12 protein-coding genes are annotated in these 13535 nt (G+C 74.3%); 2 read left to right on the top strand and 10 right to left on the bottom strand.

The window, feature by feature from the left end:
• Positions 1 to 26: 26 nt before the first annotated feature.
• The 5 genes from pdxS to pgsA form a co-directional block, all read right to left on the bottom strand.
• Positions 27 to 944: a pyridoxal 5'-phosphate synthase lyase subunit PdxS gene (gene pdxS, locus B5D80_RS12565; protein WP_088644026.1), complete on the bottom strand. Its 918-nt coding sequence runs from the start codon at positions 942 to 944 to the stop codon at positions 27 to 29.
• 218 nt (positions 945 to 1162) lie between these two features.
• Positions 1163 to 1669, bottom strand: coding sequence for a hypothetical protein (locus tag B5D80_RS12570; RefSeq protein WP_211291473.1), 507 nt, complete (start codon positions 1667 to 1669; stop codon positions 1163 to 1165).
• A 5-nt stretch (positions 1670 to 1674) separates the two neighbouring features.
• On the bottom strand, positions 1675 to 2847 hold the full coding sequence (locus B5D80_RS12575) for a glycosyltransferase family 4 protein (protein WP_088644027.1): 1173 nt from the start codon (positions 2845 to 2847) through the stop codon (positions 1675 to 1677).
• Between the two features lie 15 nt (positions 2848 to 2862).
• Positions 2863 to 3804, bottom strand: a complete 942-nt coding sequence (locus B5D80_RS12580; protein ID WP_088644028.1) for a phosphatidylinositol mannoside acyltransferase — start codon at positions 3802 to 3804, stop codon at positions 2863 to 2865.
• Positions 3801 to 4421 (bottom strand): phosphatidylinositol phosphate synthase, encoded by a 621-nt coding sequence (pgsA, locus tag B5D80_RS12585; protein ID WP_088644029.1) that lies wholly within the window; start codon positions 4419 to 4421, stop codon positions 3801 to 3803. Before pgsA ends, B5D80_RS12580 begins: the two co-directional genes overlap by 4 nt.
• A gap of 250 nt (positions 4422 to 4671) precedes the next feature.
• On the opposite strand from pgsA, the gene B5D80_RS12590 reads away from it, so the two are divergent.
• Positions 4672 to 6822 carry an elongation factor G-like protein EF-G2 gene (locus B5D80_RS12590; RefSeq protein WP_088644030.1) on the top strand — a complete coding sequence of 717 codons (2151 nt, stop codon included), beginning with the start codon at positions 4672 to 4674 and terminating at the stop codon, positions 6820 to 6822.
• Positions 6823 to 6958: 136 nt separating this feature from the next.
• Here the strand turns inward: B5D80_RS12590 and B5D80_RS12595 are convergent, their stop codons facing one another.
• From B5D80_RS12595 to thrS, 4 genes are all read right to left on the bottom strand, one after another.
• Positions 6959 to 8017: an aldo/keto reductase gene (locus B5D80_RS12595; RefSeq protein ID WP_088644031.1), complete on the bottom strand. Its 1059-nt coding sequence runs from the start codon at positions 8015 to 8017 to the stop codon at positions 6959 to 6961.
• Between the two features lie 91 nt (positions 8018 to 8108).
• Entirely contained in the window at positions 8109 to 8804 is a 696-nt protein-coding gene (locus B5D80_RS12600; protein WP_088644032.1) for a CG0192-related protein, read from the bottom strand.
• A 29-nt stretch (positions 8805 to 8833) separates the two neighbouring features.
• Entirely contained in the window at positions 8834 to 9406 is a 573-nt protein-coding gene (locus tag B5D80_RS12605; RefSeq protein ID WP_425437203.1) for an HIT family protein, read from the bottom strand.
• A 70-nt stretch (positions 9407 to 9476) separates the two neighbouring features.
• Entirely contained in the window at positions 9477 to 11480 is a 2004-nt protein-coding gene (thrS, locus tag B5D80_RS12610; RefSeq protein WP_088644033.1) for a threonine--tRNA ligase, read from the bottom strand.
• 211 nt (positions 11481 to 11691) lie between these two features.
• Here thrS and B5D80_RS12615 point away from each other — a divergent pair, with 211 nt between their 5' ends.
• Positions 11692 to 12546 carry a DUF1775 domain-containing protein gene (locus tag B5D80_RS12615; protein ID WP_088644034.1) on the top strand — a complete coding sequence of 285 codons (855 nt, stop codon included), beginning with the start codon at positions 11692 to 11694 and terminating at the stop codon, positions 12544 to 12546.
• 17 nt (positions 12547 to 12563) lie between these two features.
• Here the strand turns inward: B5D80_RS12615 and B5D80_RS12620 are convergent, their stop codons facing one another.
• Positions 12564 to 13487 carry an ADP-ribosylglycohydrolase family protein gene (locus B5D80_RS12620; RefSeq protein WP_088644035.1) on the bottom strand — a complete coding sequence of 308 codons (924 nt, stop codon included), beginning with the start codon at positions 13485 to 13487 and terminating at the stop codon, positions 12564 to 12566.
• Between the last annotated feature and the right edge of the window lie 48 nt (positions 13488 to 13535).

Consider the following 13535-nt stretch of genomic DNA (forward strand, 5'->3'; position numbering starts at 1 on the left):
CCCCTCCCGACGCCGTTGCCCCCGGGTCACCAGCCGCGCTCGGCGAGGCGGTGCGGCTGCGGGATCTCGTCGACGTTGATGCCGACCATCGCCTCGCCCAGCCCCCGGGACACCTTGGCCAGCACGTCCGGGTCGTCGTGGAAGGTGGTGGCCTTGACGATCGCGGCGGCCCGCTGGGCCGGGTTGCCCGACTTGAAGATGCCGGAGCCGACGAAGACGCCCTCCGCGCCGAGCTGCATCATCATCGCGGCGTCGGCCGGGGTGGCGATGCCCCCCGCGGTGAACAGCACCACCGGCAGCTTGCCCGTCTCGGCGACCTCCCGGACCAGCTCGTACGGGGCCTGCAACTCCTTGGCGGCGACGAACAGCTCGTCGGCCGGCAGGGAGCTGAGCCGGGCGATCTCCTGCCGGATCCTCCGCATGTGCATGGTGGCGTTGGAGACGTCCCCGGTGCCCGCCTCACCCTTGGAGCGGATCATGGCCGCGCCCTCGGTGATCCGGCGCAGCGCCTCGCCCAGGTTGGTCGCGCCACACACGAACGGGACGGTGAACGCCCACTTGTCGATGTGGTTGGCGTAGTCGGCAGGGGTCAACACCTCGGACTCGTCGACGTAGTCGACGCCGAGCGACTGGAGGATCTGCGCCTCGACGAAGTGGCCGATCCGGGCCTTGGCCATCACCGGGATGGAGACGGCCTGGATGATGCCGTCGATCATGTCCGGGTCACTCATCCGGGACACGCCGCCCTGGGCCCGGATGTCGGCCGGCACCCGCTCCAGCGCCATCACGGCCACCGCGCCGGCGTCCTCGGCGATCCTGGCCTGCTCGGCGGTGACCACATCCATGATCACGCCGCCCTTGAGCATCTCGGCCATGCCCCGCTTGACGCGGGCGGTGCCCCAGACCTGGGCGTCACCGGCGTTCGGGGAGGTCGGTTCGGGCACGGCTCATCACTCCTCGGACGTGCTGGGGCGGTGGGTTCCGGCCGATGCTACGACCGCGGCCACGCCGTTCCGACAGCCAATCGGCCCCACGGTGGCCTGCCCTGTGGCCCCCGTCACCCCCGCCCCGGACCGCTCCCGGCACCCTCCGACCGGACCGTCCCCGTCAACCCGGGGACCGCCGCCCGACGCCGTTTCCGGTCCGGCCGGCACGCCGTGGGTCAGCCCGTCGGGACGTCGGCGGGCAGGGCCAGGGTCGGGTCGTCGATGTCGAAGTAGCGCGGCCACGGGTGGCGGCGGCCCATCCGGCACAACCGCACCAGCGGTCGGCTACGCGCGGAGCGGGCGTCGCGGACCAGGTCGGTGTGCACCTGCCGGGACAGGGCCAGCCGCCGGCTCGCCGCGATCACCGCCTCGCACGCCGGATCGGCCGGGTCGAGCCGGACCGCCCGCAGTTGCCGGGTGAGGTCGTTCTCGGCCGCCTCCCGCTCCTCGGGGACGGCGTCCAGGGCGATCCGGGCCGCCGCGTACAGCTCGACGCCGTAGCGTTTCTCGGCCAGCACCGCGGCGGCGGCGGCCCGGCGCAGCAGGTGCGCGTCGAGGGCCCGCGCCGCCGACTCCGCCCGGGTCTGCAACCGCTCGACCCGGCCCGCGGTCCAGACCAGGTACACCGCGAGCAGGGCGACCACGACCGCGGTGGCCAGCACCGCCCACAGCTGCGGCAGCATGCTGCTCACCCGGGACCACCCAGCCCCACCCACTCCTGGTCGATGACCCGGCCGTCGGTGGCCTCGATGGCCGCCGCGTAGACCTCTAGCACCCGGCGGGCCACCACCGGCCAGTCGTAGTGGGCGACCACCTGGTCGCCGCAGGCGGTCAACGCGGCCCGCTGCGCCGGGTCGTCGAGGAGTTCGGCCAGGGCGGTACGCAGGCCGGCGGCGTCGCCGGTCGGGAAGAGCCGGCCCGCCCGCCCGCCGTCGAGCACCCGCCGGAACGCGTCCAGGTCGCTGGCGACCACGGTGGCACCGGCCGCGAGCGCCTCGGTGAGGATCATGCCGAACGACTCGCCGCCGGTGTTCGGCGCGACGTAGAGGTCGACGCTGCGCAGCATCCGGGCCTTGTCGACCTCGGAGACCAGGCCGAGGAACGTCACCCGGTCCCGGACCTCGACCGGGAACTGCCCGAACAGGTCGTCCGGATCGCCGGGGCCGGCCACCAGGAGGCGCAACCCGGGCCGGTGCGGGGCCAGCGCGACGAAGGCGTCCCGCAGGATCGGGAAGCCCTTGCGGGCCTCGGTGAACCGGCCGAGGAAACCCAGCGTCCCGCCGGTGCCGGTGGCGCACTCGCCCGGCCAGCCGGGCAGCGGCTCGACGCCGGCGAACTTCGCCACCGCCACCCCGTTGGGGATCTCCACCGCCCCGCCGTCCAGGTGCTCCACCTGCACCTTGCGGGCCAACGCGCTGACCGCGATCCGGGCGGTGATCCGCTCCAGCAGGATCTGGAGCATCCCCTGGGCGGCGGCGAGCACCCGGGAACGGGTGATCGCGGTGTGGAAGGTGGCCACCACCGGGCCCCGGGCGGAGAGCACCGCCATCATCGACAGGCTCGGGATCAACGGCTCGTGCACGTGCAGCACGTCGAAGTCGCCCCGGGTGATCCAGCGCCGCACCCGGGTGGTGGAGACCGGCCCGAACAACGCGATCCGGGCCACCGAACCGTTGTACGGCAGCGGCACCGCCCGGCCGGCGGGGACCACGTACGGCGGCAGCGTCGCATCCTCGTCGGCGGGGGCCAGGACGCTCACCTCGTGCCCCAGCCCGAGCAGCGCCTCGGCCAGGTCCATGACGTGGTTCTGCACCCCGCCCGGGACGTCGAAGGAGTACGGGCACACGATGCCGATCCGCACTGGCGCCCCCTCCCCTCAGACCGATCCGGCGCTGGCCGGGGGCGGCGGCGCGGTGGAACCGCCGTCGGTAGAGCGCCGCTGGTCCAGCCACATCCGCTGCAACATGTGCCAGTCTTGCGGATGACGGGCGATGCCCGCCGCCAGACGGTCGGCAATCCGCTGGGTCAGCACCCGGACCCGCTCGTCCAGGGGCGCGCTGTCCGGTTCGGGAACCGGCAGCGGGCCCTCCAACTGCGCGCGCGGCATCTCCGGTTCGTACCACAGCGAGGCAACATAGAGCGGGGCGCCGGTGCGGATGGTCAGCAGCGCGGGCCCGGGCGGCATCTTGGTGCGTCCGCCGAAGAAGTCCACCTCAACACCCCGGGCCGACAGGTCCCGGTCGGCCAGCAGCGGCACCACCGCACCGCTGCCCAGCCGGTCCACCAGCACGTCGAAGGCGGGGCGGCCACCGCCGTGGGTGGGTAGGATCTCCATGCCGAGACCCTGGCGGAAGGCGAGGAAACGCTCGTAGACGCCCTCCGGCTTGAGCCGTTCGGCGACCGTGGTGATCGGCCAGCCGCTGGCCGCGACCCAGGCGCCGGCGGCGTCCCAGTTGCCGGCGTGCGGCAACGCCACCACCGCGCCCCGACCGGCCGCCACGTCGGCGGCGAGCATTTCCGATCCGCCCAGGTGGAAGCCGTCGAGGATCTGCTGGCGGCTCAGCGAGGGCAGCCGGAACGCCTCCATCCAGTACCTGGCGTACGACCGCAGACCCTGCTTGACCAGCGCGTCCAGCTCCGGCTCGGGCAGATCGGGGCCGACCACCCGGCGCAGGTTGGCACGTAGCCGGGTTGCGGCCCTGCCTCGGGCGCGGTGGGCGCGGTCGGCACCGGCCCGGAAGGCGGCGGCGACCACGGGCCGGGGCAGCGCGCGGGCCAGCCGCCAGCCGGCGACGTAGCCGAACTCGGTGAGGTTCACTCCCGGCCGACCAGTTGCGCCTGCCGGTACACGTGGGCCACCCGCTGACCGACCGTGAAGATCGACACGGCGGCGAGCAGCCAGAGCGAGATCTCCAGGGCCGGGCCGACCCCGAGGCCGGTGAGCAGCCCACCGATCCCGACGATCAGCAGCCGTTCGGTGCGTTCCGCGACGCCCACGTCGCAGGTCATCCCCAGCCCCTCGGCACGCGCCTTGACGTAGGAGACCAGGCCGCCGACGGCCAGGCAGATCAGCGCGGCGGCCAGCCCGGAGTGGTTGACCTCGGTGGCCAGCCAGTAGGCGACCGCACCGAACACCGCGCTGTCGGAGACCCGGTCCATCGACGAGTCGAGGAACGCGCCGAACCGGGTCGAGCCGCCGCTCATCCGGGCCATCGTCCCGTCGAGCATGTCGGTCAGCGCGAAGCACGTCACGATCAGCGCTCCGGCGACGAGGTGACCGCGGGCGCCGAAGCCGAGCGCGCCGACGAGCACGCCGACGGTGCCGGCCACGGTGACCGCGTTGGGGGACACACCGGCGCGGAGCAGACCGCGCGCGACCGGCTCCACGACGCGGGTCATCCCCGCGCGGGCCGTCACTTGGAAGATCTTCGCCATGGCGGTCCCACGATAACGGCCGGCAGCGGCGGGCGGTACGGCCGGTCACCCGACCCGCCCGGGAAGCTTGTGCCGACCCCCCGCCGGGTGTGAGATCGGGGTGGAAGGTGAGCCAGCTCACCGTCACGGCCGTTGACCGTCGTCCGGCCGGCGGGTCACCGGAGGATAGCGCCGCGGCACCCGTACCGGGCCCGTTTCCCGTCGCGCGCGGCGGTCGCCATCCACCACCGGCTGAGGGAGGTGCGCCGCGATGGCGCAGAGGAACCACGACAGGGGAGCCACCGGCGTGCCGGCGGTGACCGACCCCGGCACCGTACGCAACGTGGTGCTGGTCGGGCGCTCCGGGGCCGGTAAGACGACCCTGGTCGAGGCGCTGCTCGCGGCCAGCGGCACGATCGACCGGGCCGGCAGCGTCGCCGCCGGCACCACCGTCGGCGACCACGACCCCGCCGCGGTACGCCAGCAGCGCTCGGTCGCCCTGTCCTGCGCGCCGCTGGTGCACGCCGGGGTGACGGTGAACCTGCTGGACACCCCCGGGTACGGCGACTTCGTCGGCGAGCTGCGGGCCGGTCTGCGGGCCGCCGATGCGGCGCTGTTCGTGGTGTCCGCCGTCGACGGGATGGACGCCGCCACGGCCGCCCTGTGGGAGGAGTGCGCCGCGGTCGACCTGCCGCGTGCGGTGGCGGTCGCCCGGCTGGACCATCCGCGCGCCGACTTCGACGAGGCGGTGGCGCTGTGCCAGCGGGTCTTCGGCGACAACGTGCTGCCGCTGCACCTGCCGATGCTCGGTGACGACGGCGAGTCGGTCGCCGGCCTGCTGGCGCTGGTCACCCGACGGGTGCACGACTACTCGGCCGGGCTGCCCGCCACCGTGCGCGACCCGGACCCGCAGCACCTGCCGGCGATCACCGAGTCCCGGGGCGAGCTGATCGAGGGGATCATCGCCGAGAGCGAGGACGAGACCCTGATGGACCGCTACCTCGACGGCGAGGAGATCGACACTCAGGTGCTGGTCGCCGACCTGGAGAAGGCGGTCGCCCGGGGACACTTCTACCCGGTGGTGCCGGTCTGCTCGGCCACCGGCGTCGGGCTGGACGTGCTGCTCGACGGCCTGGTGTCGGCGTTCCCGTCGCCGCTCGGACGCCCGGTGCCGGCGGTCACCGGGCTGGACGGCTCCCCCCGCCCGCCGCTGGACTGCGACCCGGACGGCCCGCTGGTCGCCGAGGTGGTCCGGACCACCGTCGACCGGCACGTCGGCCGGGTCTGCCTGGTCCGGGTCTTCTCCGGCACCCTGCGCCCCGACCAGACGGTGCACGTGTCCGGGCACGGGATGGCCGGCCGGGGCCACCCCGACCACGACGCCGACGAGCGGATCGGGCACGTCTACCGCCCGCTCGGGGCAACCCTGCGGGAGGTGGACGCCTGCGTCGCCGGCGACATCTGCGCGATCACCAAGTCGGGCAGCGCGGAGACCGGCGACACCGTCTCGGCGCGCGACGAGCCGCTGCTGATCGCACCGTGGGAGATGCCGGAGCCGCTGCTGCCGGTGGCGGTGGTGGCCCGCAGCCGCGCCGACGAGGACGCCCTCGCCCGCAACCTGGGCCGGCTCGTCGTGGGCGACCCGACGCTGCGGCTGGAACGTAACCCGCAGACCCACCAGCTGGTGCTGTGGTGCATGGGCGAGGCGCACGCCGACGTGGTGCTCGACCGGCTCCGGGCCGGCGGAGTGGAGCTGGACACCGAGCCGGTGCGGGTGCCGCTGCGGGAGACGTTCACGGTGGCCGCCTCGGGGCACGGGCGGCACGTCAAGCAGTCCGGCGGGCACGGCCAGTACGCGGTCTGCGACCTCACGGTGGAGCCGTTGCCCCGGGGTGCCGGGATCGAGTTCGTCGACCGGGTGGTCGGCGGGGCGGTGCCGCACCACTTCGTACCGTCGGTGGAGAAGGGCGTGCGGGCGCAGTTGGCGCGGGGGCTGGTCGCCGGCCATCCGGTGGTGGACGTGCGGGTGACCCTGGTCGACGGCAAGGCGCACAGCGTCGACTCGTCCGACGCCGCGTTCCAGACCGCCGCCGCGCTCGCCCTGCGCGACGCCGCCGGGCGGGGCGAACCGACGCTGCTGGAGCCGGTGGACGAGGTGGTGGTCCGGGTGGCCGACTCCGCCGTCGGGGCGGTGCTGGGCGACCTGTCCGGCCGGCGGGGCCGGGTGCTCGGCACCGAGGCCGACCCGGACGCCGAGGGCCGCACCCTGATCCGGGCCGAGGTGCCCGCCCTGGAGCTGCTGCGCTACGCGGTGGAGCTGCGCGCCCTGACCGCCGGCACCGGCACCTTCCGCCGGGAGTTCGCCCACTACGACCCGATGCCCGCCCACCTGACAGACACCTTCACCCCCACCCGGAACTAACCCCCTCCCCTCCCCCACCCCGCCCCCACCACGTCGATCATGGAGTTGTAATGGGGTTGCGCCCCCGTATGCGACTTATGCGGCGCCCCACAACTCCATGATCGACGGGAGCGGGTGGGGGGGGTGGGGGGCGGGGTCAGGGGCGGGCGGTGGGGAGGGGGGGTGGGGGCCAGTGCGGTCGGTCGGCGTCGCGTAGCGCGGCCGTACGCAGGGCGGCGAGTTGACGTTCCACGGCGGCGAAGTGGTCCGGGGTGAGCGGGCCGAGGCGCAGCGCGGCGGCGTTCTCCTCCACCTGGGCGACGGTACGGCAGCCGGGGATCGGCACCGCCCGGTCGCTGCGCGCCCAGATCCAGCCCAGCGCGCCCTGGACCAGGGTCCGGCCGTCGGCGGTGAGCGCGCCGCGTACGGCGGTGACCCGGCGCAGCCACTCCGGCGCGGGCCGGCCGCCCCGGAACCACTCCAGCCAGCCGGGGGTCATTCCCCGCACGTCGTCGCGGGGCAGCGTGGAGGCGGTCGTGTACTTGCCGGTGAGCAGCCCCATCCCGAGCGGCCCCCGGTTGACGCTGGCCAGGTCGTGCTTGTCGCAGGTGGCCAGCATCGCCGGCGCGTCGCGCAGCACCGACAGGTTGTGCTGGATCGCGGTGGCGTGCGGGGCCACCTGGGCGAAACCGGCGGCCCGGTCGGCCCGGTCGGTGCTCCAGCCGTACGCCCGGACGAGGCCCTCGGCGACCAGGTCCTCGCAGGTGCCGACCAGCGCCTCCACCCGGGGCAGCGGCAGGTCGCCCAGGTGCAGTTGGTAGAGGTCGATCCGGTCGGTGTCCAGCCGGCGCAGCGAGTCGACGACCGCCCGCCGCAGGTACGCCGGGGAGGCGTCCTCGCCGGTAGCTTGCCGGGTCCGTTCGTCGAAGGTGTACCCCCACTTGGTGGCGATCACCGCCGCGTCCCGGCGGCCGGCCAGCGCCCGCCCGAGGACCCGTTCACCGTGCCCGGCGCCGTACGTGTCGGCGGTGTCGAAGAGGGTCACGCCGAGGTCGAGGGCGCGGCGGACGGCCCGCACCGACTCCTCGTCGTCGACCGCGCCCCAGCCCAGCGGCTGGGAGCCTTCGGCCCAGGGGCCACCGATCGCCCAGCAGCCCATGCCGAGGGCGCTGACCTCGATGCCGCTGCGACCCAACACCCGTGTCGTCACTGCCATTGACGCATCGTGTCACCTTCCGGGGGGCGCGGCGGGCGAACCTGACCCAGGGTGTCCGATCGACCACATGCGACACCTCGGCGGGTGGCGGTCAGCGGGGCAGGACGCGGGCCAGCGGCAGCGGCGTCGGCTGACCCGGCCAGGAGCCGGTCAGCATGCCGGCGTCCGACCCGCCGCCGGACAGGCCGCCGCCGGACAGGCTGCCGCCGGACAGGCCGCCGGACGGGTCGTCACCCGACAGGTCGCCGCCGGACAGCCGGCGGGCGACGGCCAGGTCGACGGTGTCGGTGCCGATCACGGTCGGGTCGCCGTCGCGCACCCGGCGTACCGCGCCGACGACGGGGACCGGGACACTGCCGGTGACGGCGATCGTCATGGACGGCGGGCGGGACTCGCGTCCCGCGTCGGTCTCGAAGTACTCCTCGGCCTGGCCGCCGCCGGTGCGGATCGCGGTGGCCAGCGCGACGGCGTAGACCGGGTCGCCGCAGGCGTCGTAGACCCAGCGGGGGCCGAGCACCGAGTGGTCGGTGGTGCCGACCAGCCACCGTTCGGCACCGGCCAGCGGCGCGCCCCGGTAGGTCAGCGGAACCTGGTACACGGGTGCGTCGCCGACCCGGACGAGCAGCGTCTCGATGCCCACCTCGCCCGCCGGGTCGTCGAACCGGTAGCCGGCCACCCGGACCGGCTCCCCGCCGCCCGGGCCCGCATACCACGGCTGTGCGGGCAGCCAGCCGGCCAGGAGTTCGAGTTTGCTCGGGCTGATCTCCGCCCGGTGCAGCAGCGCCATGGTCGCCTTCCGGAGTCGGGCCGGGCCGGTCAGGACGGCCAGGCGTGGGCGAGCAGTTCGCGGGTGTCGGAGAGCAGTTGCGGCAGCACCTTCGTCCGGCCGATCACCGGCATGAAGTTGATGTCCCCACCCCACCGGGGCACCACGTGCTGGTGCAGGTGGGCGGCGATGCCGGCGCCGGCCACCCCGCCCTGGTTCATCCCCAGGTTGAACCCGTGCGCGCTGCTGACCTGCCGGACCACCCGCATCGCGGTCTGGGTGAACGCCGCCAGCTCCACCGTCTCGGCCTGGTCGAGTTCGGTGTAGTCGGCCACGTGCCGATAGGGGCAGACCAGCAGGTGCCCCGGGTTGTACGGGTAGAGGTTGAGCACCGCGAAGACGTGCGTGCCGCGGGCCACCACCAGGCTCCGTTCCGGCGGCAGGCCGGGGGCCAGGCAGAACGGGCAGCCGGCGGGCTTCTCGTAGCCTCCCTCGGGGCGGTCCTCCCCGGAGATGTAGGTCATCCGGTGCGGGGTCCAGAGCCGGTCGAGCCCGTCCGCCAGGCCGTCGTCCGCCGAGCCGTGGTCCGTGTCGCCGTCGAGGTGCCGCTCCGCCCCAGTCACACCGCCGATCCTACGATCTCCCACCACGACCGCCACCGGCCGCGTACCCACGGCCGGTGGCGGGCCGGGATCAGTCGGCGGCGGACGGCCCCGCGTTGGCCCGCGAGGAGACCACGTCGAGCACGTGGTCGACCGCCTCGGCGACCGGCACCCCGTTGCGCTGGGAACCGTCGCGGTAGCGGAACGAGACGGTGCCGGCGGCCACGTCGTCGTCCCCGGCGATCACCATGAACGGGATCTTCTGCTGCTGGGCGGTGCGGATCTTCTTCTGCATCCGGTCGTCACCGGCGTCGACCTGGGCCCGGATGCCCTTGGCGCGCAGCGCCGCGACGAAGCCGTGCAGGTACTCGGTGTGGTCCTCACGGATCGGGATGCCGACCACCTGCACCGGGGCCAGCCAGGCCGGGAACGCCCCCGCGTAGTGCTCGGTGAGCACCCCGAAGAACCGCTCGATCGACCCGAACAGCGCCCGGTGGATCATCACCGGCCGCTGCCGGCTGCCGTCGGCCGCCTGGTACTCCAGTCCGAACCGCTCGGGCAGGTTGAAGTCGACCTGGATGGTGGACATCTGCCAGGTCCGGCCGATGGCGTCCTTGGCCTGGACGGAGATCTTCGGCCCGTAGAACGCCGCGCCCCCCGGGTCGGGCACCAGGTGCAGGCCGGATTCCTCGGCGGCCGACCGCAGCGCCTCGGTGGCCCGCTCCCAGTTCTCGTCGGTGCCGACCGACTTGTCCGGGTTACGGGTGGACAGTTCCAGGTAGAAGTCGTCCAGGCCGTAGTCGCGCAGCAGCTCCAGGACGAAGGCGAGCAGCGACTTCAGCTCGCCGGCCATCTGCTCCTCGGTGCAGAAGATGTGCGCGTCGTCCTGGGTCATGCCCCGGACCCGGGTCAGGCCGTGCACCACGCCCGACTTCTCGTACCGGTAGACCGTGCCGAACTCGAACATCCGCAGCGGTAGCTCCCGGTAGGAGCGGCCCCGGGACCGGAAGATCAGGTCGTGCATCGGGCAGTTCATCGGCTTGAGGTAGTAGTTCGCCCCCTCCACCTCCATGGGGGGGAACATCCCGTCGGCGTACCAGTCGAGGTGCCCGGAGACCTCGTACAGGTGGCCCTTGGTGATGTGCGGGGTGTTGACGAACGAGTAGCCGGCCTCCTCGTGCTTGACCCGCGAGTAGTTCTCCATCTCCCGGCGGATGATGCCGCCCTTGGGGTGGAAGACCGCCAGGCCGGAGCCCAGCTCGTCGGGGAAGCTGAACAGGTCGAGGTCCACCCCGAGCTTGCGGTGGTCGCGCCGGGCGGCCTCCTCCAGCAGCTTCAGGTACGCCTTCAGCTCGTCGCGGGTCGGCCAGGCGGTGCCGTACACCCGCTGGAGCTGCGGGTTCTTCTCCGACCCCCGCCAGTACGCGGCGGCCGAACGCATCAGCTTGAACGCGCCGATCAGCCGGGTGTTCGGCAGGTGCGGGCCCCGGCACAGGTCCGACCAGCAGACCTTGTCGTCGCCGGCGGCGAGGTTGTCGTAGATGGTCAGCTCGCCGCCGCCCACCTCCATCACCTCGCTGGTGTCCAGCCCCTCGCCCTTGACCTCGATCAGCTCCAGCTTGAACGGCTCGGCGGCCAGCTCGGCCCGCGCCTCGTCGAGGCTGCCGAAGCGGCGGCGGCGGAACCGCTGCCCGGACTTGACGATCTCCTGCATCCGCTTTTCCAGCTTGGCCAGGTCGTCGGGCTGGAACGGCTTGTCGACGGCGAAGTCGTAGTAGAAGCCGTTCTCGATCGGCGGGCCGATGCCCAGCTTGGCCTCGGGGAAGACGTCCTGCACGGCCTGCGCGAGCACGTGCGCGGTGGAGTGCCGCAGCACGTTGAGCCCGTCCGGCGAGTCGAGGCTGACCGGTTCGACGGTGGTGTCCTCGGCGGGGGCCCAGTCCAGGTCGCGGAGCTGGCCCTGCGGGTCGCGGACCACCACGACCGCCTTCGGGCCGGCGGCGGGCAGCCCGGCCGCGGCCACCGCGTCGGCCGCCGTCGTCCCGGCGGCCACGACGACGGGGTCGGCCACGACGGGGGTACGGGGTGCGGACACGGTGAACTCCTCAACGGCAGGCGGCACGGATGGGCCGGACGCGCCGGCTGCTTCGATGCTATCGGTCCCGCCGTCGCCCCCGGTCGCCGGGAAAGGAAGCCCGGTGGCGGCGTCGACCCGCACCGGCGTTGAACCTTTTCGGCCCGCCGTCCGAACTACCAGGTGTGGCCGGAGCCGGTGTCGGCCACGGCGAGACGGATGGGGGCGGAAGATGACGACGACCCGTGGTGACGTCCGGCGACGGCGGGGCGTGCTGGTGCTGGCGGCGGTGGCGGCCGGGGTGTTCGGCGCTCCGGGCGCGGCCCTGGCGGACGGGCTGTCGGCCAGCCCGAGCCAGGCGGTGCAGGGCGACGCGGTGGAGCTGACGTTCGTGGTGCCCGAGCAGCGGCCCGGCGCGCGCACCGAGAAGATCGAGTTCAGGATGCCGGCGGACGCCCCGATCGGCGAGGTGTACCCGCTGTCGGTGGACGGTTGGGCACCGCTGATCACCTCCCGTGAGCTGGCCGCGCCGGTGGCCGGCATCCACGCCCCGTCGGTGAGCACGGTGACCTCGGCGGTGGTCTGGACCCGGGGTGCCGGGCCGGCGGTTCCGGGTCCGGCCCGGCTCTCGGTGGCCATGGGCCCGCTGCCGCAGACCGACCGGATGACCTTCGAGGTGGTGCAGACCTACTCCGACGGAACGGTGGTGCGCTGGGCCGACCCGGCCGGGGGCGGCCATCCCGCCCCGACGCTGGCGCTGGTGCCGCCGGCTCCCGGCGCGGCGACCGGGCACCACGGCGGCGCGGCCGACGGGACGGATGCCCAGGCGACCTCCGCCGCCGACGCCGCACCGGCCGACGACGACGGCGGTCCCAGTGCGGACCTGCTGCTCGGCGGCGGCCTGCTGGTCGGGTTGGGCGGCGGCGCGGCGATCGGCTGGGTGGCGAGCCGGTCACGCCGTCGGGCCACCGCCGACGACACGCGGGACGACGACCCGACGGCGGACGCCGGCTCCACCCCCGGCGAGCGGGGCTGGCGGCTCGACGGGCACGCCCACACCGGCACCGGGCGGGTGTCGACGCACTGAGCGCCGGCCGGGCCGGCTCAGTCCAGCCAGGCCGGCAGCGGCTCCCGGGCGGCCACCCAGTCGGCGGGCACCCCGCCGGGCGTGCCGACCCCGGTGTGTCCGCCGATGATCCCGCCGACGATCGCGGCGGTGGTGTCGACGTCCCCGCCCGCCTCGACGCAGGCGCGGATGGCGGCCGGGTAGTCGGCCAGGTGGGTGGCGACCACCCAGAGGGTGAACGCGACCGTGTCCTGGGCGGTCACCCGGGCACCGTTGCCCAACGCCGCGACGGCCTCGTCGAGGCCGTGACCGAGCAGGCCGATCGCCCGGCGTACCCCCCGGTGCACGGCGCTGGCCGGGTCGATCGACCCGGCGACGGTGGTGAGCAGCCGGGTCACGTCGGGGCGGGGTTCCCCGTCCAGCCGGGCCCGCGCGGCGAGCGAGGCGGCGACGGCCACCGCGACCGCGCCGGCGATCCCCTCCGGGTGGGCGTGGGTGACCTCGGCGCTGACCCGGGCGCGGGAAGCCGCGCGGGTGGTCGAGTCGGCGTACCAGGCGCCGAGCGGGGCGACCCGCATCGCCGCGCCGTTGCCGCAGGAGCCCTGGCCGTCGAAGGCCGACGCGGCGGCCACCGGCCACGGGGTGCCGGTGCGGATCAGCCGCAGGATGGTCACCGCGCCCGGCCCGTAGCCCCGGTAGGGCTCGGCCCGGGTGGCGAAGGCCAGCGCCAGCCGGTCGGCGTCGACGTCGCCGTGGGTGGCGAGTTCGGCGAGCACCGAGCAGGCCATCTCGGTGTCGTCGGTCCACTGCCAGGGCGGCGGGGGCAGCCGGCCGGCCGCGAGGTCGTCGGGTCGCCGGCCCGGTACGAAGAACTGCGAGCCGAGGGCGTCGCCGACGGACAGCCCGGCGAGGCTGTCCCGGGCCAACGCCAGCCGGGCGTCGGGAAACAGGGTGAACGGCATCGTCGTACCATTTTGCCCGGTTCGCGGATCCGCCGCAACGCGCCCGAC

Source organism: Micromonospora wenchangensis, from assembly GCF_002210435.1.
GTDB lineage: Bacteria > Actinomycetota > Actinomycetes > Mycobacteriales > Micromonosporaceae > Micromonospora > Micromonospora wenchangensis.

What these genes read in the sequence shown, in the direction of transcription:
- B5D80_RS12570 (WP_211291473.1), bottom strand. Translation starts at nt 1,669, where the DNA reads ATGCTGCCGCAGCTGTGGGCGGTGCTGGCCACCGCGGTCGTGGTCGCC.
- pgsA (WP_088644029.1), bottom strand. Translation starts at nt 4,421, where the DNA reads ATGGCGAAGATCTTCCAAGTGACGGCCCGCGCGGGGATGACCCGCGTC.
- B5D80_RS12590 (WP_088644030.1), top strand. Translation starts at nt 4,672, where the DNA reads ATGGCGCAGAGGAACCACGACAGGGGAGCCACCGGCGTGCCGGCGGTG.
- B5D80_RS12595 (WP_088644031.1), bottom strand. Translation starts at nt 8,017, where the DNA reads ATGGCAGTGACGACACGGGTGTTGGGTCGCAGCGGCATCGAGGTCAGC.
- B5D80_RS12600 (WP_088644032.1), bottom strand. Translation starts at nt 8,804, where the DNA reads ATGGCGCTGCTGCACCGGGCGGAGATCAGCCCGAGCAAACTCGAACTC.
- B5D80_RS12615 (WP_088644034.1), top strand. Translation starts at nt 11,692, where the DNA reads ATGACGACGACCCGTGGTGACGTCCGGCGACGGCGGGGCGTGCTGGTG.
- B5D80_RS12620 (WP_088644035.1), bottom strand. Translation starts at nt 13,487, where the DNA reads ATGCCGTTCACCCTGTTTCCCGACGCCCGGCTGGCGTTGGCCCGGGAC.